Genomic DNA, 20,584 nt, shown 5'->3' with positions numbered 1-20,584 from the left:
TACAACCTTAGTCCTTTGCTCCCATCTGATTGAGCACAATCAGTGGGGAACCTTGCAGTCGCTCACGTCCTTGGAGTCCATTGACCTCCAGAACCACGACGTTGCCCGCTACTTCCGCGCCCGCTGATTCCAGCAGCAATGCGGCTCCGTGGAGCGTGCCGCCGGTAGCGAGGACGTCGTCGACAAGCACGATGCGCTTGCCCTTAATGTCAATACCACTGTTTGGGATCTCCAGCGCTGCCGTGCCGTACTCCAGCTCATATTCCTGGGTCAACACGGGTGGCGGAAGCTTGCCCTTCTTGCGGATGGCGAGAATTCCCACCCCCAACTTGTAGGCAACGGCGGAACCAAGAAGGAACCCGCGCGCATCGAGGCCACCGACCAAATCGGCACCGAGCTCCTTGCAGGCCTCAGCCAAGCCATCGACCACGGCGGCGAAGGACTCCGCATCTGCCAATACCGGGGTCAGGTCCTCAAACAGGATTCCCTCCTCCGGGAAGTCTTGGACAAGGCGGACCTTATCCTTCAAGGCTTGTGCTGCTGCGACGTAAATCTCGCTCACGACTCTTCCTTAGTTTCGGTTGCTGTTTGTGGGGTATAGCTCCAACGGTCGAGGTTCCACCCGATACCCGCAGGGCCAGTGTAGGGCACCACGCCTGTCACAGCGCGGTCAGTGATAAAGGTCCGGGGCTGCGCAGAGATGGGAATAGACGGCAATTCCTCCCACAAATCCTGTTCCAACGTGCGCAATGCCGACGCATTCTTCACGCTGGAGGCGGGAGCGGAATGCTCACGCATCGGATCTACTGCCCCAAGGTATACGTCGATCTCCGGCAGGCCAGTCGCGGGATCCGCGGACAATTGCTCGCGGGAAACACGGTCTCCGGAGCGGTCTTCCACGGTGATTCCTGCGGGCTCGCAGGCCGCGCGCAACTGCTCAACCATTGCCTTATAGCGAGGGTTGGGAGCGAGGTAGCCTACGCCGATGATGTAACCGGACAGACCCGACGCAGCTGCGTTGTCGACGGGGACTGTTGTTAGCGAGGCCATCTGGGCCGCAACTGGATCATCGTTGCGCACCGTGCGCACGGTGACGGCAGGAACATCCACGCCTGATTCCTTGGAGGAGGCCTGTGCCAAGCGCTCCGTATCCACGCACGCGGCGAATGCGGCGCGTGCCCACGGCTGGGCAAAAATCCCAGCCTCCGAGAAGACCAGAGTGTCGGTCAGGCTACCCGCTACGGATGTCACGTCCACCGGCTTCCCCTCGGCATTGCGGTCCAACCACGAGGGTGAAGCCGTGGGCGACTCTGCAACGCGAAGCTCATCTGAGGCTACAAACGCTGCCGCATCCGCGCTGCTGGGCAACATGACTACTTCACGCACGGCTGGCTTGTCGCCGTAGTAGTTGTCATTCGCCGTCAGAACGATTGAGCCATCATCCTCGACGCGGTCAATCTGATATGGCCCGAAAGAAACCTGCATGTCCGGGTCAAAACGCCCCGGTTCCGTCGAAAAGCCATCGCGCCAAGCCTCCGCCACTGGTTGCAACGTTGCCATGTCCTGAGTATGAAGCGCCGCGTTAAGCTCTTCGACGCTCATCCCCGCCCGCTTAGCCATCACGTGCGCTGGGAGAACCGTGCCGGGGCCAAACAAGTAGCGCCACCGCGACCCCGCATCGGGCGTAAACCACACGGTAAATTTCTTGCTGTGAGGCGCGCATTCCACTCCGCTGACCTCTTCCATCAGCGGAAGGTGGGAGCCAAAGGTCTCACTCAACTGGCCAGCAGTGTAGGCCAAGAGGTAATCGTCACAGGTCACTGCCTCACCGTCGGCGAAGCGAGCCTGCTCCGTCAGCGTGAAGTCCACGTGTGCCCCGGTCTCATCGCCGTCGGGAGCGAAATACTCCGCGTGAGCAAGATCTGAGTTGGGCACCATCTGCCCGGCTGGGCCCGGTACGTACAGCGCAGGATAGACGCGGCTTGCTAGCTGGGCAGCCCCGACGGCATCGCCCCACGCGGAGGCTGCGTTACTGGTAGCAAGGGGGGAATCGCTCAGCACCGCGAAACGTGATGCCGAAGAGTCCTCCCCCGCACCCTCCTCAGTAGAGCCGCACGCTGTCACGGTGAGGGCCAGGGCCAGCAGTGCCGCGACTGGAGATGTACGCACGGCTTAACGCCCGGGGCGCCAGGACGCCCCACCCGACTCGTCAGTGCGTGACTCGGGCTCAGAATGCGAAGCCGCGGATGGGGAAACGACGGTGCGCGTAGCCTTCGTCTCATCATCGCCTTCGCCTGCCTTCGTAGGCTCGCCCTCCGCACGGTAGGCGGCAACCACGGCGTTGTGCTTTTTCACGCTCTTTCGCTGGTTCGACAAAGTCACCAGAAGCGTCGTAGCGAGGAAGATTGAGGAGAATACGCCCTCGATAACGCCAATGAACTGCACAAGAGCAAGATCTCGCAGTGTGCCGATACCCATCAGCCATACGGCGACAACGAACAGAGCGATGATCGGAAGGGCCGAGATAATAGACGTGGAGATCGAGCGCATCACCGTCTGGTTAATGGCCAAGTTGGTGAGCTCCGCATAGGTCTTCTTGCGCTGGCCTTCCAATCCCGTCGTATTCTCGTCCACCTTGTCAAAGACAATGACGGAGTCGTAGAGGGAGAAGGTCAGCACCGTCAGCAGACCAATGATGACTGCCGGGGACACCTCGATGCCAAAGAGCGCATAGATACCGGCAATGAACACACCGTCAAAAATGAGGGCAAGAATTGCCGCAAAGGCCATGTCCCGCTGCAGGCGGACCGCCACGTAAATGGTGGCCAGCACGAGGAATACGGCCATCGCAATGACCATGCGCTTGGTAATCGACGAGCCCCACGATTCCGACACCGTCGAAGAACCGATCGCATCCGGGCTCGGCTTACCGTTGTCATCCTTGACCTGATACTTCTCAAAGATGGCTTGGCGGGCCTGATTAACCTCATCCTGGCTCAGACGCTCGGAGGTGATTTCCAGCGTCTCCGAGGAACCCGCGCCCACGATCTGCACCAGCTCTGGGGTAACACCGGTCGCCTCCGTAAAGGTTTCCTCTACCTGTTCGGTGGACAGATCCCCCGCCGGCATGTTGAGCTTCGTGCCTCCCTCAAAGTCCAGAGAGAGATTGAAGCCACGAAGTGCAATAGCCAGGATGGAGGCGATGAGCAGCACACCGGCGATGGTGTACCAGGTCTTAGCCCGACCTACGAAGTCAAATCCACTGCCGTCCACGTAGAGACGGTCAAAGCGGGAAATCTTGCGGTTAGTAGTTTCGACAGCCATGATTACTTCTCCTCATCCGTTGCAGTAGCGACGGGTTTCTTGGCCGGTTTGGCATAAAAGCCGCGTTCGCGGCGCTCCTCCACGAGGTTGTAGATGCCGCCGAGGCCGTTCATCGACGGTTTGGCAAAAGCTGGGCGGCTGCCAAGGAGCTGCATCAGCGGCGCCATGATCAGGAAGGAAACGATGAGGTCGAAGATGGTGGTCAAGCCCATGGTGAAGGCAAAGCCCTTGACGGCGCCAATAGAAAGGAAGTACACCACGACGGAGCCGATAAGCGTCACGGCCTTACCCGTGACAATCGTTGCCCGCGAGCGCTCCCAACCCGTGCGGGTGGCAGACCGGAATGTGCGCCCGCCCAGGATCTCATCCTTCATACGTTCGTAGTAGACAACGAAGGAGTCGGCCGTGGCACCAATACCAATGATCAAGCCCGCCATGCCAGAAAGATCAAGCGAGTAGCCAATCCACCGACCCAGCAGGACCAGGGCACCGTACAGCATGACGCAGGTGGTGACGAGCACCAACAGCGCCACCGAAGACAGAGCGCGGAAATAGTAGATGGAGTACAGCGAAACCAGAATCAGGCCGACGATGCCGGCGATGAGTGCTGCCTCAAGGGCGGCCTTGCCCAGTGACGGCGGCACGGTCTCGACCGTTCCGCCCGGCTCGCCATTGGCGCCGGTAAAGGACAGCGGGAGCGCACCATAACGCAGGTTATTTGCCAGGTTCTGTGCTTCCTCCTGGGAGAAATCACCCGTGATGGAGGTAGCAGCACCAACCGGGGTCGCGCCCTGGATTACCGGAGCAGAAATCACGCCGGAATCGAGGGTAATGGCCACCTGCTTTTGCAGGTACTCCTGTGTCAAGGTGGACCACGTCTGCGAGCCATTGGGACCATCGCCGGTCTTGAAAGCGAAGCTGATCTCCATCTGGCCGGTCTGGGAATTCAGGCCGCCCTGAATCGGAGCGTTGCTATCGATCTCGTTACCAGTCAGGCGGGTTCCGTTCGGATCCTCAATACCGTCCAGAAGCGGAGCTGGCTTGAGCAGGTAGGGCTGCTGATTAGAGTAATCGCAAGCCACCAACGGCTTTGCTGGGTCATCGGTTCCGGCCAGTGGGTCGGATTCCGCGTCACACGTCATCAAGCCCAATGCTGCCGTTTGTTGGGTGGGATCCTCAGACTGGCGGTCCTTAAGCAGAACCTCATTAACCTTATCGCGGCGCTCAGATTCCTCGAGAGAGTTCGCCGGGGCCGGAAGCGGCTTCTCGCTCACAGTAGGAGCCGGGGTCTTCTTTTCGTCCTTCTTCTCCCCGCCTTGGGCGGCTGCATCTGCGTTCTGGCTGAGCGCATCGTGAATGGAGGCCAGCGCCTTATTGGCCTGCTCTGGCGTCACGACTCCGTACTTGACCCAGCGGTTAGCCGTATCAGTCATGGACTTCTCAAGCTTGTCCATATCCGGCATGGGCTGCTCGCCCACCGGGCGGAACAGCAGCTGAGAGGTTTGACCCACTGCCTGCGCCTGGGACGCATCTTCGCCCGGAACAGTAATCACCAAGCTGGATCCACTGATGACGACCTCAGAGCCCGAAACACCCATGCCGTTCACACGCTGCTCGAGGATGGTGCGCGCCTGCTGCAGCTGCTCCTGGGTTGGGTCCTCACCCTGCGGAACCAGGGTTACGCGAGTACCACCCTGCAGATCAATGCCGAGCTTTGGGGTTGGTGACTTATCACCGGTCAGAAATATCAGTGCGTAAATCACGATGACAATGAGCGCAAACAGCGCTATCGCGCGCTTAGGCCATTGCCGTTGACGGCTGCTAACGCCACCACGTTTCGAAGCGGACACAAAGTTCTCCTGTGTTGTGTGGAACAGGGCTAAAAATCATAGGTCATGGTAGCTATCTCCACGACGCGATTGAGCGCCATGACGCCACCATGACTAGAGCACAGTCCACCATCGTACGTCATGGACCGCGGTTTTCCTTAACAGGCTTAAGGTGAGGCGCCCGCATGTGACGAGCGCAACTTGAATTAGAGCTTCGGGAAGCGTTCGTCGTTGTCGCCCTCCGCCTCAGCCGGCGCATCGTTGACCGTGCCAGCCTGCTCAGCAGTTCGCACGATAGCCATCGTGTCGAAGGTAATCACGGTGCCGTCTTTAACGCGCAAATCAACCTGCTGCTTACCGGCTTCCACCACGGTGCCGTGCAGGCCGCCGGCGGTAATCACCTCTTGGCCAGGCTTCAAGGAAGACTGCAATTCTTGCATCTGCGCCTGGCGCTTGCGCTGAGCGCGCATTGACATAAAGCTCGGCAAGATAACGAGAATTGCGAGTACGAGGAGTAGAAGAATCTGGGTTCCGTTCATAAGTGGCCAGTGTGCCAGACCTCCCCGTCTCCGGGCCAATTAGAAGAGGGTCCCGCCCACCGTTCCCTCGGGTGCCTCAAGGCCTAGGTGGTGCCATGCCGCCGCAGTCGCAACACGACCTCTGCCCGTTCGCGAGATCATCCCCGCGCGCACGAGGTAGGGCTCGCACACCTCCTCCACTGTCGACGGCTCCTCGCCCACCGCGATGGCCAGAGTATTGACACCCACGGGGCCACCGCCGTGCCCTTTAATGAGAGCCTCGAGCACCGCACGGTCAAGGCGGTCCAGCCCACGTTCGTCCACGTCAAAAACCCGCAGCGCTGCTTGTGCTGCGCCAACGTTGATGTGACCATCCCCATTGACCTCGGCGTAGTCACGGACCCGGCGCAGGAGGCGGTTGGCAATTCGCGGAGTTCCGCGCGACCGAGATCCAATCTCCACCGCAGCATCTTGGTCAATGTCAACCTCCAAGATTCGCGCTGCGCGGGTGATGACCTGGGTGAGGTCCTCGGTATCGTAGTACTCCATTTGCGCGGTGAACCCGAAGCGATCACGCAACGGCCCGGTCAGCATTCCGGCGCGAGTAGTCGCCCCCACCAGGGTAAAAGGCGGAATTTCCAACGGGATAGAGGTAGCCCCTGGGCCCTTGCCCACGATGACGTCAATACGGAAATCCTCCATCGCCATGTAGAGCATTTCTTCAGCCGGGCGGGCGATGCGGTGAATCTCGTCGATGAAGAGCACATCGCCCTCCATCAAATTCGACAACATCGCTGCCAGGTCACCTGCTCGCTCCAGAGCAGGCCCCGAGGTCATACGAAGCGAGCTTCCCAGCTCTTGGGCGATGATCATCGCCATCGTCGTCTTGCCCAGTCCGGGAGGGCCGGATAGCAACACGTGATCTGGCGTTACGCCGCGATTTTTCGCTCCATTAAGCACAAGGGATAGCTGCTCGCGCACCTTAGGCTGGCCAATGAACTCGCCGAGCGACTTCGGACGCAACGAGCGCTCAATATCGTGCTCGCCCTGTTGCTCGGTGGCATCCATATCCTGGTTGCGCTGGAGTGGAGAGTTAAGCTCCACCCCGTCCGGCAGTGAGAATTCTGTGCGTTCTACGTCTGACATGTCACCCACTCTCCCCTATTTCTTGGACCCCAGCTTGCTGAGTGCTGCGCGCAGCACCACTGGTGTCGCCGCCTCAGGTTTTTCAGCCACAACTGATTCCACCACGGGGCGGGCCATTTTGTCCGTAAAGCCCAACCCGACGAGCGCCTCAACAACATCCTCAACAACCGGTCCGGACGCGGTCTGCGCAGCAACCGAAGAATCGCCGCCATCCACAGAAGCAAAAGCTTGAACCTTGTCCTTGAGCTCAAGAATCAATCGTTGTGCAACTCGTTTGCCCACACCCGGAATCTTTTGCAGGCGTGCTGTCTCCTCCCCCGCAATCGCCTGAGCTAAATCGCCGGCGCTCATCACCGACAGGGCGGCCAAGGCCAGTTTTGGCCCCAACCCAGAGACCGTCTGGAGCACGTGGAACATGTCGCGGTCCTCGTGGCTCGTGAAGCCATACAGCGTCATCGAGTCTTCCTTCACCACGAGCGTAGTCATAACCCTGGCCTCTTCACCGCGCTGGAGCGTCCCCAACGTGGCCGGGGTGGCAAGGACCTTATAGCCCACGCCGGCACATTCGAGCACGGCGTGATCAAGCTGGATGTCGAGGACTGTTCCGCGCAGAGATGCAATCATTAAATAAAAATTCCTTGGTTCGAAGGGTTATGCCAGTTAGCTTAAGAGGTTGACTTTGCCGCGCGAGAGACAGACGCGGTACGCGGTGAAGAACCCCGTACCCCGCTTGTTCGTGCGCCCGCCCCTATGCCGGCGCTCGTGTCACCGCCACTCATCCATGCCAGCGCTGGAGCACGCCAGCAGTGACAGACCGCAAGGGCCAAAGCATCCGCCGCATCAGCCGGCTTGGGGGCCTCACTCAGCCCCAAGATACGGGTAATCATGGCTGTCATCTGTTTCTTGTCAGCGCGCCCATTTCCTGAAATCGCCTTCTTCACCTCGGAGGGCGTGTACATGTGCACAGGAATATCGCGCTCTGCTGCCGCGAGCACCAAGACTCCGACGGCATGAGCGGTCTGCATGACGGTTGACACTTGGCCGCGTTCGAATACGCGCTCGAGCGCCACGACATGCGGCTGGTAGTCATCCATCCATTCCCTCACCGCCACAGATAGCCGCTTCAGGCGTTCCCCCAACTCTTTGTCACTGGGGGTGCGCACGACACCTACTGCGATGGGAATAACCGCGCGCCCACGTCCTGCTTGGACAACGGACAGGCCGCAGCGCGTCAATCCAGGATCAATACCCATGACGCGCAGCCCTTCCAAATTCACGGCCGCCTCCTCGCCCTACTGATGAACTCACTTGCCTGGGGCATAGTGTACACACATGTGTTCTAGCGCAATCAGCGCCCTGCGAACGATGCCTGCCAAATCAGTCAGGCCCATCCCATCTGTTTCCTCTTCATCACCGCGGGTAGAGTGGCGCGCATGTCTCAACAACCAAATGACTATTCAGGCTTTATCCGATCCCGTCATTCCCCGCGGGCGTTCCTGCCGGATCCCATCCCCACTGATGTCATCGAGCAGGTGCTTATCGACGCCCAATCCGCGCCTTCCAATTCCAACACTCAACCGTGGAACGTACACCTCGTGGGCGGCGCTGCTTTGAAAGAATTAAGCGCCGCGCTGATCGCGGAGTTCGATAAGAACGGAATTAATCCAGACTTCACGATTGACTATGGTCAGGGAGTCCACCCGCAACGCTCGCAGCAGCTCGCCGCCAAGATGTACGGGCTGCTCAGCATTGCGCGCGAGGATAAAGAGGCGCGCACGGAGTTCATCCGCGAAAACCTTCGTTTCTTCGGAGCCCCGCACGCGGCGCTGCTTTTCATTCCACCGCTGGGTGATCGCATTCGCGCTGCCTTCGATCAAGGCACCTATGCTGAGAACTTTTTGCTCTCGCTGCAGGCACACGGCTACCACGGTGTCCCACAGGGCATGATTTCACTCCTCGCGCCCACGGTCCGTGAATTCCTCGGGGTGGACGAGGAGTACAAGCTCGTCACCGCCCTCACCTTCGGCGTGGCCGATGAATCCAGCCCTGTGTTCAAGACTGCCCCGGGGCGCGCGCCGTTATCAGAGACGGTGACGGTACATGGCCTGGAAGGCCTTAAGCTCAGCTAGAAGCCCTTAGTCCTCGTCGAGCTCGGCGAGAACCTCATCGCTGAGGTCCATGTTGGTGTAGACGTTCTGGACATCGTCCGAATCCTCAAGCGCATCGATGAGGCGGAAGATCTTGCGGGCATCATTTGCCTGCAGCGGAACCTCAACGGACGCGCGGAAATCGGTGTCGGTGTCATCAACTTCGATGTCAGCAGCAACAAGGGCCTCGCGCACGGCCGGAACATCACCCGGTGCACAGGTGATCTCGAACTTCTCGCCGTTGTCGTTGACCTCCTCGGCGCCAGCTTCCAGCACAGCGAGCAGGATGTCATCTTCGCTAAGCTCACCCTTCTCCACCATGACCAAGCCGGTGCGGGAGAACATGTACGCGACGGAACCGGACTCGCCGAGGTTGCCGCCGTTCTTGGACATCGCGGTACGAACGTCGGTGGCTGCGCGGTTGCGGTTATCCGTCAGGCACTCGATGAGCATGGCCACACCGTTGGGGCCGTAGCCCTCGTACATGATGGTCTCCCAATCTGCGCCGCCGGCCTCTTCGCCGGAACCGCGCTTGCGGGCACGCTCAATGTTGTCGTTCGGAACGGAGGCCTTCTTGGCCTTCTTAATCATGTCATCGAGGGTGGGATTCGCCGCCGGGTCGCCGCCGCCTGTGCGGGCCGCCACCTCGATATTCTTAATCAGCTTGGCAAATTCCTTGCCGCGCTTGGCATCGTTGGCAGCCTTCTTGTGCTTAGTCGTTGCCCATTTGGAGTGGCCTGACATGTCATCCCTTTCGATATGGCTGTGCAATAAATTGCTAGAAACTGGTGCAATTATACGGCCTCACGCCACGTACCTCCGCACAGGGGTACGCGTGGAAGCCTCATTCCTAACTGTCGGTTCGCTGTAGCATCACACATTTTGCCAATTGCCGTTGGCGCTGGTGCCTTCACTTTCAGGATGCATGGTCCGCGTCAGCCCCTCCTGCATGGCCACCGCCAGTAGCTCCCCGCGTTGGTTGTATATCTTGCCCTGTGCAAGACCAGTCCCGGTCTGTGCTGAGGGACTCGACTGTGAGTACAACATCCATTCATCGACCCGGACCGGACGCAAGAACCACAATGAATGATCCAAGCTGGCTAGTTGGATCCTCTCCCCTTGGTGCGGGAGCAGCGCTGAGCGAATCAATGTCATGTCGGACATGTAGAGCAGCGCCGCTTGATGGAGGGACGGATCGGGGGCGTCGGCAAGCAAGGCACCCGTGTTACGGAACCAGATATTTCGAAACCCAGCGCCTGTGGTTTCCGCGGCGACGGCATCGCGGGATGCGTCGGGGACCAGCCTCACGTCCCAGTCTTCCCACTCCTTCAAGATGATCCGGGTGGAGTACGGGGATTCTGTAATGCTCTCCGGCGGCGGCACCTGCGGCATGCCTGCCTGATGTTCCGGGCCAACATCGCCTGACGCGTGGAAACCAGCGCTGAGCATGAAGATCATGCGGTCCTTTTGGTAGACGCGCACATGGCGATGCGCAAAAGAGCGGCCATCCCGTATCCGCTCCACGCGGATGGTTGTGGGCGCACTGGAGTCACCAGGCCCCACGAAGTAGCAGTGCATGGAGTGCGCCAACTTGTCATCAACGGTGAGCTGCGCCGCCCGAAGCGCTTGCGCCATGGTTTGTCCCCCAAAGGTGCGAGCGATGAGCGAGGGAACCGCGGGGGCGCGAAATTCGTCATCGCCAATCCGCTCGATGTCGACTGCTTGAGCCACCGATGCCATCTTTACTCCATTTCCATCGCCGTTATGGCGCCCGCCACACTCACTCCGACCATCCTACTCACGAGCTGATCTGCTCCTGGGAGTTGCGTACTATGTTCCGCATGAGTTCAACCACCCCGCACAGCGTGCACCGCGTGGCCGCCTACCTAGAAATGATCACGTGGGGTCTGCTGATCCTCTCCATGATCCTCAAGTACTCCGGCACCACCGAGGCGCTCACACCGATTGCAGGTGGCATCCACGGCTTCGGCTTCCTCTGCTTCCTGCTCATGACGGCCCTGGTGTGGATCAACAACCGCTGGCCGGTGGGGGTTGGAATCCTGGGCCTGGTAGTGACCGTCATCCCCTTCGCGGCGCTGCCCTTTGCGGTCTGGGTATCTCGGCGCGGACTCGTTGATGGGCCGTGGCGCTTTGCCGACGACGCACAGCCACACGGCTTCTTCGATTCGGTTTTGGCACAGGTCATCCGCCACCCGGTGCGCAGCGCGCTCATCGCGCTACTCGTCGTCGCCGTTGTGTTTAGCATCCTGCTCATGTTGGGACCACCCGTTGACGTAGAGTCCGCCATTGAAAATAATCGCTAAAACTCCAAGCATTTGGGCAGGCTGGGTCCTGGCGCGCCTTCTCCTCGTTTACATGCTCGTCAACGACACGGACCCGCTCGGAGACGTTCGGTATTACCTCGAGGGCGTCTTTGGCGATAATCCTCAAGACATGACGGAGTATCCGCAGGTCGGAACCTGGCCCAGCGTCCTGCTCGCGTGGCTTACTGGATACGACTTTGAGCGCTATGCCATCGGTTTTACAGCCATGGTGCTGCTTGCCGACGCCACCTTCCTCGCCCTCCTCCTGCGCCATCACCGCGACAACCCCGCAGCGTATAGCGCCGGATGGTTTTGGGTGTTTTTCGGCACCGCGGCAGGCCACGTTTTCGCGTGGCGGCTAGACCTCTATCCCGCCTTGCTCGTCGCCGGTGCGGGCGCACTTCTGGCCACCCGCCCCCGTCTTGCCTCGGCTTTGTTGGCCTGGGCCACCGCAGCCAAGCTGTGGCCCGGAGTCCTCGCTGCCGGGCTCGTCGGACGCGCAACCTCTCGTGGTACTTGGCAGCGGCTGTCCGCTTTTTTCGGAAGCCTCGCCGCCCTCTGCCTCAGTGTAGCTGCGATAGCCGGTGTGGATAGGTTGCTCTCTCCTCTGACGTATCAAGGTCAACGCGGCCTCCAGATTGAATCTCTAGCCGCCACCTGGTTCGTCTACCAAGCCCATCACCAGCCTGGGGTGTGGACGATGGAATACGCAACGTCGAAAAGCTTTGAGATCTCCGGGCCTGGTGTCGATACGGCGATTACTGTGAGCACCATCGCGATGGGTGCCGCGCTCCTCTGGATCATTGCAGTAGCGCTCGCTCACTTTCTGCGCGGCGGCTGGAGCCCACGCTCCACACTTGTTTTCTTCATCGCGGCAATCCTGCTGCTTATGGCGACGAATAAGGTCTTTTCTCCGCAATATATCGTGTGGCTTGGGCCGATTCTTGCGGTGGCTCTCCGCTCCCCCGTCCCCGTGGAGTCTGCTTCCTACCGAAACAAGGCCGCTAATATCGCTGGGGTGCGCGCCATCATGGCGGTACTCGCCGTGGGAACAGCTGCCCTGGGAACCGTCATCTATCCCTATGGCTATGACTACATCTGGTTCTTTGTGGGCGAAAACCTCAACCCGGTGTACGCACTCGTGTTGCGCAACCTCCTTATCTTGGCGATGACCGCTTTTGCTCTGTACTGGTACTCCCTCGAGTCCCGCGTGGCGCGGGCTCAACAGTCCCAGGTGGATCACACCTCAATTTGACTCAGCTCGAAATACTCCGGCAGCTTCGCCGTGCCTCCCAAGCGCAGCAGCTTGACGGCCGGGCGCAGGCGCAGCGCGCGGGTATCGCTGACCGCCTCGTTGTAGAAGCGGTGAGCTAAGTGGATGCGCCCTTCGGCGTCGGCAAGCACGGCTGGGCGCGCTTCAAAGCGCTGCGCGATGGCCGCCGACAGCTCACGCTCCCGGGTGGCCCGTTCATCGAAACTCCCCTGTGCAAGCTCCGTCGCCTCTGCGCGCGCCGCAATGCCCTCGAGCTCGGGAGCTAGGGCGCTAACCACCGCCGCGCGGCGATCCAGCGTGGCCTCAAGCTGAGCCAGGGCTGCGTCGGTGCGGATATGGAGGGAGTTCAGTCGCTGCGCCGTATAGAGCGCCCACATCCCCAGCATGAGGAGGACGGCAAGAGCAATGACAACTTCAATCGGCATTTAAGACACCCGCACCTTCGTGCCATCCGCCACCGTCTCGTACACGCGCATGACGGCAGCGGCAACATGATCCCAATCGTATTCGCGGGCGCGCTCCACTCCTGCCTTGATCAAGGCCTGTCGCTTGTCCGTATCCTTCACTACATCCTGCAGCACGCGCGCCAAGTCCGTGGCATCGCCGGTTCTGAACAAGGCACCTGCAGGTTCTTCCGAGTCGGCATTGCACACTGCAGCGAAGGCCTCCAAATCCGAAGCCACCACTGCACAGCCAGCTGCCATTGCCTCAACCAGGACGATGCCGAAGCTCTCGCCGCCGGTGTTGGGAGCCACGTAGATATCGGCGCGCCCCAAAATGGCTGCCTTCTCGGCATCGCTGACGCGCCCCACAAAGTCGACTCCCGGAACGCTTCGCGGATGACCGCCGCCCATGACTGTCACCCGCACTTTCTCTGGGAGCAGAGTGAGGGCCTCAAGAAGAATGTCCAGGCCCTTTCGCGGCTCATCGAGACGCCCCAAGAACACGATCTCAACCTCAGAGTCTTTCGACGTGTGCTCGGCACGAGCACGCTCGCGCGCATACACAGAGGTATCTACCCCATTGGGAATGAGCACGGGGTCACCACCCAACTGCTCTACCTGCCAGCGACGAGCCATCTCTGAAACCGCAATGCCTCCCCGGATCTTTTCCAGGTAGGGGCGCAGGAAAGGTTTGGCCAGGGTCAGCGCCACGGAGCTTGATGCCGAAGCATGGTACGTCGCCACAATAGGACCACGTGCCGCTGCCAGCGCAGCCATGGAATAGCTCGGGGAATTCGGCTCGTGGATGTGTAGGATGTCGAAGTTCCCTTCGCGAATGAAGCGCTTGATGTTGCGGCGCACGTGCGGGCCGATAGACAGGCGAGCCACCGAGCCGTTATAGGTAATTGGCACGGCCCAGCCACCCTTGCGCACAAAGCTGGGCACCTGCGTGCTTGTCGACGCCGGCCCCAGCACCTCCACGTGGTGCCCCTGCTCAATAAAGACAGTGGCTAGGTCAAGGATGTGGGCCTGAACCCCGCCGGGTTCGTCGAAGGAATAGGGGCAGATAATACCTATGCGCATGGAGTGTGTTCTGCCTTTCTACTTCTTGTGGCGAGCAGCGCGCCGGCGCTCGACGTCCGCATTCCAGTGCGGTTGCAACATGTGCCAATCTTCCGGATGCGCCCGGATGTTTTCTGCGAAGCCGTCCGCGAGGCGCTGGCACGTCTCCTGAAGAGTCGTGACCTCAACCTCGGGGCCGACGGACAGCCCCCAGCCCTTGCGGTCGAACCACGAGTGCACCACGTGGAGAGCCGCCCCTGTTTCTATGGCGAGTTGGGCGGGGCCGGCGGCAACGTTGGCTTCTTCGCCCATGAAGTCTACGGGCACGCCGGTGCGCGTGAGATCACGCTCGGACAGCAAACACACCACCCCGCCTCGTTCCAAGGCATCCTTGAGGCGCGGGAATGGTGACGAACTACCTCCGGTCAGCGGCAGAACAGTGAATCCGAGACTTTCGCGGTAGTCCACGAAGGCGTCGAAAAGCGCCTCCGGCTTCAAGCGCTCAGCCACCGTAGTAAAGCCGCCATAGTGGCCCACGCAGAAGACGCCCGCCATGTCCCAGTTTCCTGAGTGCGGCAGCGCAAAAATCACGCCGCGCCCGGATGCCACCGACGCATCCGAGTACTCCTTGCCGCGCAGGCCAGCCAACAACCGCTTCTGCAGATCAGGGTCCGAGTGGATGGCCGGCAAGCGGAAGGCCTCGAACCAGTAGCGCATGTAGGAGCGCATCGAGTTCCGCACCAGCTCCTGCGTGACGTTTTCGGGCCCCACAACCCGGCTCAAGTTCTGGCGCAGCTGCTCCATGCCCTTGCCGTTGTCGCTAGCCCAGTCCGCGCCCCGCTCGAAAAGCCAGGCAGCGAGAGGCTGCGGGAGGAAGCGCACGACCTTCCAGCACGCGATGTACGCGGCGGCGGTCAGCCGGTCACGATCCAGTAGAGCCACGGTTCAGGAGCCTTTCTGTGCGGGCCGGGGGCACGGTACCTTCCGGTGGGAGCGGGGATTGAGCTATAGGTGCTTCAGTTCCTTCTTAAAACGCGCCTTGGTGTCCTGACGCGCCGCTTGGCGCATGCGCTGGTAAATGGTGAAGATAGACCCCACAGCCAGCAGCCACAGGGCGACTTCCAGCGCATAAGGCACGCCCAGGCCTTCCAACCCCACGCCGCCGAGTCCTAGGATGAGGCGCTCTGGGCGCTCGACGAGGCCGCCAATCATCTTGAAACCGGAGGCCTCGCCGCGCGCCTTGACATAAGAGATGACCTGGGAACTAACCAGCACCACCATGCAGGCGGCGAAGTTGATGGGGTGAGCGTTGTCGACGTACACCATCCAGTAAGCGATCGCCGCGAACAAGGCACCGTCGGTAATGCGGTCGCAGGAGGCGTCGAGAGTAGCACCGAAGTTGGATCCACCCGTGGTCAGGCGCGCCATCGTGCCGTCGAGCATGTCGAAGGCCGCGAAGAGACCCGACAACAGCGCGGCGGCAAAGAGGTGATCAAGTGGGATGAGGATGACTGATATGGCAATGGTGACGATCGTTCCCACAATGGTGACGATATTCGGGGTCAGGCCCATCTTGAGGAAGAGCTTGGCCACCGGGACCACAACCACGGCGGCGGGTTTGCGCCCGTGAACACTAAGCATGCGCTTCTCCTGAGATGATTCCTTCGGCGGCGAGCTCCGCCCATCCCTGAGCAAGAAGGGAACGGGTGTCTTTGAGGAGCTGCGGCAGCACTTTAACGCCATCCACAATAGTCATGAAGTTTGAATCTCCGCTCCAACGCGGAACGATGTGCATGTGCAGGTGCTGCCCCACCGATCCGCCCGAGGCCCGCCCCAGGTTAAAACCGGCGTTGACGGCATCGGGGCCGGACACCTTCTTCAGAACCCGGATGGCGGCCTGCGCGAACTGGAAGAGCTCGCGGGACTCCTCCTCGGTGAGGTTTTCCAGCTCAGATTCCTGGCGGTACGGGATGACCATCATGTGGCCGGCGTTATAGGGATAAAGGTTGAGCACGCAATAGACAAGCTCACCGCGGGCAACGATGAGCCCGTCCTCGTCCGACATCTGTGGGATCTCCACGAACGGGTTACGGGCTTCCTTTGGCACGTCGCCGGCGCCGCCCTCACGCTTGATGTAGCTCATACGGTACGGCGCCCACAGGCGCTCTAAGCGGTCGGGGGTTCCCAGGCCGGTATCGACGTACTCTCCCACTCTGTGTGTGCTCCCTTTCTCAGCTCTGTCTAGATGCATCTGCACCTAGACACGCTCGGCGATGGTTTCCTTGGTCGGTTGATCGTTGTTGCGCTCACGCACCCAAGCCTCGATGACGTTGACTGCAGCTTCCACCGGCACGCCGTTAACTTGCGTGCCGTCAAGGAAACGGAAGGACACGGCGTCTGCCTCAACGTCGCGCTCGCCCGCCAGCAACATGAACGGGACCTTGCCAGTGGTGTGGTTGCGGATCTTCTTCTGCATGCGGTCGTCGGAAGTATCGACGTCAGCGCGCAGGCCGCGGGAGCGTAGCTCGGCGCATACCTTCTCGAGGTGCGGGGCGAAGGTATCCGCCACCGGGATGCCCACCACCTGGTGCGGGGCCAGCCATGCCGGGAAGGCGCCGGCGTAGTGCTCCAGCAGCACGCCGAAGAAGCGCTCAATGGAACCGAAGAGCGCGCGGTGAATCATGATCGGGCGTTGCTTGCTGCCATCCGACGCCGTGTACTCCAGCTCGAAGCGCTCCGGCAGGTTGAAGTCCAGCTGCACGGTAGACATCTGCCAGGTACGGCCAATGGCATCGCGAGCCTGGACAGAAATCTTCGGGCCATAGAAGGCCGCGCCCGCCGGGTCCGGAACCAGCTCAAGACCGGACTTCTCCGCCACGGACTGCAGAATAGCCGTCGAGCGCTCCCAAATCTCATCAGAACCGACGTACTTATTCGGATCCTTGGTGGACAGCTCCAGGTAGAAGTCGTCCAAGCCGTAGTCCTTGAGCAGAGAAATGATGAACTCCAGAACCTTGGTCAGTTCATCTTCGAGCTGCTCAGGGGTGCAGTAGATGTGGGAGTCATCCTGGGTGAAGCCACGGGCGCGAGTCAGACCATGAACAACGCCGGACTTTTCATAGCGGTACACCGTACCGAACTCGAAGAGGCGCAGCGGCAGCTCGCGGTAAGAGCGGCCACGAGAAGCGAAGATGAGGTTGTGCATCGGGCAGTTCATCGGCTTGGCGTAGTAGTCCTGCGGCTGCTTGGTGCAATTACCGTCCTCATCCCACTCGCCGTCGAGCTGCATCGGCGGGAACATGCCATCGGCGTAGAAGTCCAGGTGGCCGGACTTCTTGAAGAGGTCTCCCTTGGTCAGGTGCGGGGTGGACACGAAGGAGTAGCCATCAGCGATGTGACGACGGCGGGAGTGCTCTTCCATCTCCATGCGCACGGTAGCGCCATTGGGGTGGAACACCGGGAAACCGGAACCGATCTCATCCGGGAAGGAGAACAGGTCCAGCTCGGCACCCAAACGGCGGTGGTCGCGCTTTTCCGCCTCTTCCACCATGGTCTTGTAGGACTCAAGTGCTTCCTTGGATTCGAAGGCGGTGCCATAAATGCGCTGCAGGCCAGCCTTGGACTGGTCGCCGCGCCAGTAGGCAGCAGAGGAACGCGTCAGGGTGAATGCCGGGATGTACTTGGTGGTCGGCACGTGCGGACCGCGGCAGAGGTCAAACCACTCCACCTCGCCGGTGCGAGGGTTCACGTTGTCATAGTGGGTCAGGTCTCCGGCACCAACCTCGGCAGCCTCATCGGAATCAGGGGCCACGTTGCCCTTGTCCTGGACCAGCTCGAGCTTAAATGGCTCGGCAGCAAGCGCCTGCTCCGCTTCCTCCGGGGAGGAGTAGACATGGCGCTCGAAGCGCTGGCCGCCCTTGATGATCTTCTTCATGCGCTTCTCAATGGCCTTAAGGTCCTCCGGAGTGAAGGGCTCTGCGGTCTGGAAGTCGAAGTAGAAGCCGTTCTCGATGGCCGGGCCGATACCCAGCTTCGTACCGGGGAACTCCGCCTGCACGGCCTGGGCCATGACGTGCCCGCAGGAGTGGCGAATAACGGCGCGGCCGTCTTCCTCGCAGGCAGCAACCGGGGTGAACTCGGCGTCAGTGTCCGGCGTGTGGGAGAGATCGTAGAGAGTACCGTCGGCGCCGCGGACGACGACGACAGCTTCGGGGCCCTTGTTGGGCAGCTCATGCTCGCGCATCGCTGCTCCCACGGCAGTACCGGCCGGGACCGTGATCGGCTCGTAGTTCACCGGGACTGCTGGAATCATTTCCGCCATGACTTGTTGCGCTCCTTTGCGCTCACGCGCCGCTCGACATACCTGGCCGAGCAGCACTCAACGAGAAAGTTACAGCGGCTTAGTCTACCCCTCTTAACTGCGGATGAGCGATTCGCCCCAAAAGGTTTCGCCCTCAGTTCCGGCCGGCATGTAGTACACGGCCGAGCCGATGTGGGTAATCCACTCATTGAGGCGATCCGCTTTGTCGAGGCGCGCCTGAATGGGCTCGAACTGGGCCGTAGGGTCCTTCTGGTAGCAAATGAAGATCAATCCAGCGTTGCTGAGTTCACCACGCTTGGTGGTCTCCGGGGAGGGCGGAAGGTTGTAGTTATACGGACGGCGCAGCAGCTTCTGATGAGGAGAGTCGGCCGGCGGATGCGCCCGGGCAACATGCGAGTTTTCATCAATGGCCTTGAGGCCAAACTCGTTTCGCGCGTCCAGGTCAACCTCGTCGAATTCGTCCTTGCCACCTAGAGGTGCGCCGGTATCGAGAGCTCGGCCCGTAGCGTTTTCACGCGCAGCACGATCAAGTTGCTCCCACGTATCGAGGTTCATGTGGATGCGGCGAACCACCATGGCGCTGCCGCCGGCAAAGGGGCCGTCCTCGATCCACACTTGCTCATTGAAATCTTCATCGCTTCGCGGGTTGACCGTGCCGTCTTTTTGCCCAAAAAGGTTGCGCGCGGTTGTCCCCTTCGGTGCGGAACCATAAGCGTGGCTAAACCCCTGTTGAATCCACGCGACGTCGGCGTAGTCTTTACCGGCACGAGTCATATGCCGCAGTACATAGGCCGCGGTGAAGGCATCATCACTGCAGATCTGTAGGACTATATCGGTCTGCCCCCATTCAGGGCGCAAATCATCGTGTTCAAAGTCCTGGATATCTCGCAGCCAGCTGGGCTTGGCGACGCCCACCGTGTCAAAGAATCCTTCTCCCCAACCGCACGTGACGGTGAGGTTTGCCGGGGTGGTAGACAATTCAGGCTCGAGGCTGCCCAGCGGGTTCTCGCCGGTGCACAGGCGGCGAGCGTCCTCCGTCCACAGACGCATGAGTGCGGCCGCACCGCGTGCGGTGGTCTCCTTCTTCAGGTTGAAGCCGACCAATTCCACGTGGGCCTGGACCGGGGTTTGGATGCCTGCTTGATGCTTACCATCGAAGGCGACGATATCGCCACCCATGGTTTCCTCGCGGCGCTCCGGCCCGGTGCTTCCGGCGTCACCGGCCTGCGCGGCTTGGGAAGCGTCTGCAGACTCCGCCGAAGACTGCCCTGACTCCTCCCCCTTCGCGCAACCGGCGAGCGCTACCGCGCTTGCAGCCACAGCACTTCCGGCGAGCAATCCACGCCGGCTGACAGGTTCCTCGAACCCGCTCATCGTTGTTGTCTCCCTATCTCGTGAGAACCGATAACTTGCCTACCTTGGCCCAGAGAACGCTTTTCTAGTGAGCGTGCTCTTCCGTCTTCATGCCCGACATGTCTGCGGACTCTGAGTGGTCCATGTGATCACCATGCTTCATGTCGCCATGGTCCATATCGTCGCCGTGATCCATGCCGCCCATATCGCCATAGTTCTCGTCGCCTGCACCGATGGAACGCACGGGGATGTCGCCCAGGTCGACCGTGGAGCCATCGCTAAGCTCCAGCGTCAGTGTGGCGGTCTCGCCAGCCATAACAGGCTCTGTAACACCCATCAGCATGAAGTGGAAGCTACCCGGTGCGAGCTCAACGGATTCGCCAGCGGGCAGATCAAATCCACCTTCTTTTTCCTGCATGACGCCATCGACGACCTCATGGATCTCGTAGTGCTCCGCCTTCACCGAAGAGGTAAAGCCAACCACGTTGATGTCCTTGTCCGTGTGGTTGTGGAGTGTGCCGAAGATCGCGGTCATATCCGAATCCTTCTCCATGGCGCGCACGACAGCATCCTCGAAGGTCACACCGGACTCAGCGGAGGAAGAAGCCGAACCACTGGTCGCTGCTTCCTTGTCCTTCTCAGCGCTGGCTGCTGCGCTCGATGGGGCTGCGGTGGAATCTTCCTCGCTCGTCGAGCAGCTTGCCAGTGTAAGGCCGGCAGCCGCAACGGCAACCACGGAAGCACGGAGGAAAATACGGGAATTCAGCATGTGACATGCCTTTCTGCAGTAACAGTAGTGAAATAAAATGCGGTTTGACTCTCGCATCATCAGAACCGTGTGGTG

At 60.5% G+C, this 20,584-nt stretch carries 21 protein-coding genes; 3 read left to right on the top strand and 18 right to left on the bottom strand.

Going from position 1 to position 20,584, the window contains the following annotated elements; translation table 11 throughout:
* Positions 1–7: 7 nt before the first annotated feature.
* The 8 genes from QP999_RS11660 to ruvC all read right to left on the bottom strand — a co-directional run bounded on the left by QP999_RS11660 (position 8) and on the right by ruvC (position 8,094).
* Positions 8–562 (bottom strand): adenine phosphoribosyltransferase, encoded by a 555-nt coding sequence (locus QP999_RS11660; RefSeq protein ID WP_070522126.1) that lies wholly within the window; start codon positions 560–562, stop codon positions 8–10.
* A complete protein-coding gene (locus tag QP999_RS11655; protein WP_284848363.1) occupies positions 559–2,169 on the bottom strand; it encodes an ABC transporter substrate-binding protein in 1,611 nt (536 codons plus the stop codon). The genes QP999_RS11660 and QP999_RS11655 overlap by 4 nt, the downstream gene beginning before the upstream one ends.
* A 3-nt stretch (positions 2,170–2,172) precedes the next feature.
* The gene (gene secF, locus QP999_RS11650; protein ID WP_144675076.1) at positions 2,173–3,324 is read right to left on the bottom strand and encodes a protein translocase subunit SecF; all 1,152 of its coding nucleotides are present in this window, start codon (positions 3,322–3,324) and stop codon (positions 2,173–2,175) included.
* Positions 3,325–3,326: 2 nt separating this feature from the next.
* Complete coding sequence (gene secD, locus QP999_RS11645) at positions 3,327–5,174, bottom strand: protein translocase subunit SecD (protein ID WP_144675078.1); 1,848 nt, start codon at positions 5,172–5,174, stop codon at positions 3,327–3,329.
* A gap of 185 nt (positions 5,175–5,359) precedes the next feature.
* A complete protein-coding gene (gene yajC, locus QP999_RS11640) occupies positions 5,360–5,692 on the bottom strand; it encodes a preprotein translocase subunit YajC (RefSeq protein ID WP_070562995.1) in 333 nt (110 codons plus the stop codon).
* Between the two features lie 39 nt (positions 5,693–5,731).
* The gene (gene ruvB / locus QP999_RS11635) at positions 5,732–6,817 is read right to left on the bottom strand and encodes a Holliday junction branch migration DNA helicase RuvB (protein ID WP_070522109.1); all 1,086 of its coding nucleotides are present in this window, start codon (positions 6,815–6,817) and stop codon (positions 5,732–5,734) included.
* Between the two features lie 15 nt (positions 6,818–6,832).
* Entirely contained in the window at positions 6,833–7,441 is a 609-nt protein-coding gene (gene ruvA / locus QP999_RS11630) for a Holliday junction branch migration protein RuvA (protein ID WP_070596715.1), read from the bottom strand.
* Positions 7,442–7,482: 41 nt separating this feature from the next.
* Positions 7,483–8,094 carry a crossover junction endodeoxyribonuclease RuvC gene (gene ruvC / locus QP999_RS11625; RefSeq protein WP_070562988.1) on the bottom strand — a complete coding sequence of 204 codons (612 nt, stop codon included), beginning with the start codon at positions 8,092–8,094 and terminating at the stop codon, positions 7,483–7,485.
* 156 nt (positions 8,095–8,250) lie between these two features.
* Here ruvC and QP999_RS11620 point away from each other — a divergent pair, with 156 nt between their 5' ends.
* A complete protein-coding gene (locus QP999_RS11620; protein ID WP_083299160.1) occupies positions 8,251–8,946 on the top strand; it encodes a nitroreductase in 696 nt (231 codons plus the stop codon).
* A gap of 6 nt (positions 8,947–8,952) precedes the next feature.
* Here QP999_RS11620 and QP999_RS11615 read toward each other — a convergent pair whose 3' ends face one another.
* Both QP999_RS11615 and QP999_RS11610 read right to left on the bottom strand, forming a co-directional pair.
* A complete protein-coding gene (locus QP999_RS11615; protein WP_070529978.1) occupies positions 8,953–9,708 on the bottom strand; it encodes a YebC/PmpR family DNA-binding transcriptional regulator in 756 nt (251 codons plus the stop codon).
* A gap of 129 nt (positions 9,709–9,837) precedes the next feature.
* Positions 9,838–10,704, bottom strand: coding sequence for an acyl-CoA thioesterase (locus QP999_RS11610; protein WP_070563248.1), 867 nt, complete (start codon positions 10,702–10,704; stop codon positions 9,838–9,840).
* 101 nt (positions 10,705–10,805) lie between these two features.
* Between QP999_RS11610 and QP999_RS11605 the strand changes: the two genes are divergently transcribed.
* Both QP999_RS11605 and QP999_RS11600 read left to right on the top strand, forming a co-directional pair.
* Positions 10,806–11,288, top strand: coding sequence for a DUF3817 domain-containing protein (locus QP999_RS11605; protein WP_070563344.1), 483 nt, complete (start codon positions 10,806–10,808; stop codon positions 11,286–11,288).
* Positions 11,289–11,340: 52 nt separating this feature from the next.
* Positions 11,341–12,543: a glycosyltransferase family protein gene (locus QP999_RS11600; protein WP_083299159.1), complete on the top strand. Its 1,203-nt coding sequence runs from the start codon at positions 11,341–11,343 to the stop codon at positions 12,541–12,543.
* Here the strand turns inward: QP999_RS11600 and QP999_RS11595 are convergent.
* The 8 genes from QP999_RS11595 to QP999_RS11560 form a co-directional block, all read right to left on the bottom strand.
* A complete protein-coding gene (locus tag QP999_RS11595) occupies positions 12,528–12,986 on the bottom strand; it encodes a LemA family protein (RefSeq protein ID WP_143334848.1) in 459 nt (152 codons plus the stop codon). The two genes, QP999_RS11600 and QP999_RS11595, sit on opposite strands and share 16 nt — an antisense overlap.
* Positions 12,987–14,087, bottom strand: a complete 1,101-nt coding sequence (locus QP999_RS11590; protein WP_144014756.1) for a glycosyltransferase family 4 protein — start codon at positions 14,085–14,087, stop codon at positions 12,987–12,989.
* 18 nt (positions 14,088–14,105) lie between these two features.
* Complete coding sequence (locus tag QP999_RS11585) at positions 14,106–15,008, bottom strand: phosphatidylinositol mannoside acyltransferase (RefSeq protein WP_070522086.1); 903 nt, start codon at positions 15,006–15,008, stop codon at positions 14,106–14,108.
* A 63-nt stretch (positions 15,009–15,071) separates the two neighbouring features.
* Complete coding sequence (gene pgsA / locus QP999_RS11580) at positions 15,072–15,707, bottom strand: phosphatidylinositol phosphate synthase (protein WP_070562973.1); 636 nt, start codon at positions 15,705–15,707, stop codon at positions 15,072–15,074.
* Positions 15,700–16,317 carry an ATP adenylyltransferase gene (locus tag QP999_RS11575; RefSeq protein ID WP_070522237.1) on the bottom strand — a complete coding sequence of 206 codons (618 nt, stop codon included), beginning with the start codon at positions 16,315–16,317 and terminating at the stop codon, positions 15,700–15,702. Before QP999_RS11575 ends, pgsA begins: the two co-directional genes overlap by 8 nt.
* A 6-nt stretch (positions 16,318–16,323) precedes the next feature.
* Positions 16,324–18,387, bottom strand: coding sequence for a threonine--tRNA ligase (gene thrS / locus QP999_RS11570; RefSeq protein WP_070596708.1), 2,064 nt, complete (start codon positions 18,385–18,387; stop codon positions 16,324–16,326).
* A 93-nt stretch (positions 18,388–18,480) separates the two neighbouring features.
* Positions 18,481–19,761 (bottom strand): Dyp-type peroxidase, encoded by a 1,281-nt coding sequence (locus QP999_RS11565; RefSeq protein ID WP_284848362.1) that lies wholly within the window; start codon positions 19,759–19,761, stop codon positions 18,481–18,483.
* Positions 19,762–19,825: 64 nt separating this feature from the next.
* Positions 19,826–20,509, bottom strand: coding sequence for a copper chaperone PCu(A)C (locus QP999_RS11560; RefSeq protein ID WP_070562967.1), 684 nt, complete (start codon positions 20,507–20,509; stop codon positions 19,826–19,828).
* Between the last annotated feature and the right edge of the window lie 75 nt (positions 20,510–20,584).

The sequence above is a fragment of the Corynebacterium sp. MSK004 genome, assembly GCF_030232515.1.
Classification (GTDB): Bacteria; Actinomycetota; Actinomycetes; order Mycobacteriales; family Mycobacteriaceae; genus Corynebacterium; species Corynebacterium hesseae.
This window is presented reverse-complemented; position numbering and strand designations above follow the sequence as displayed.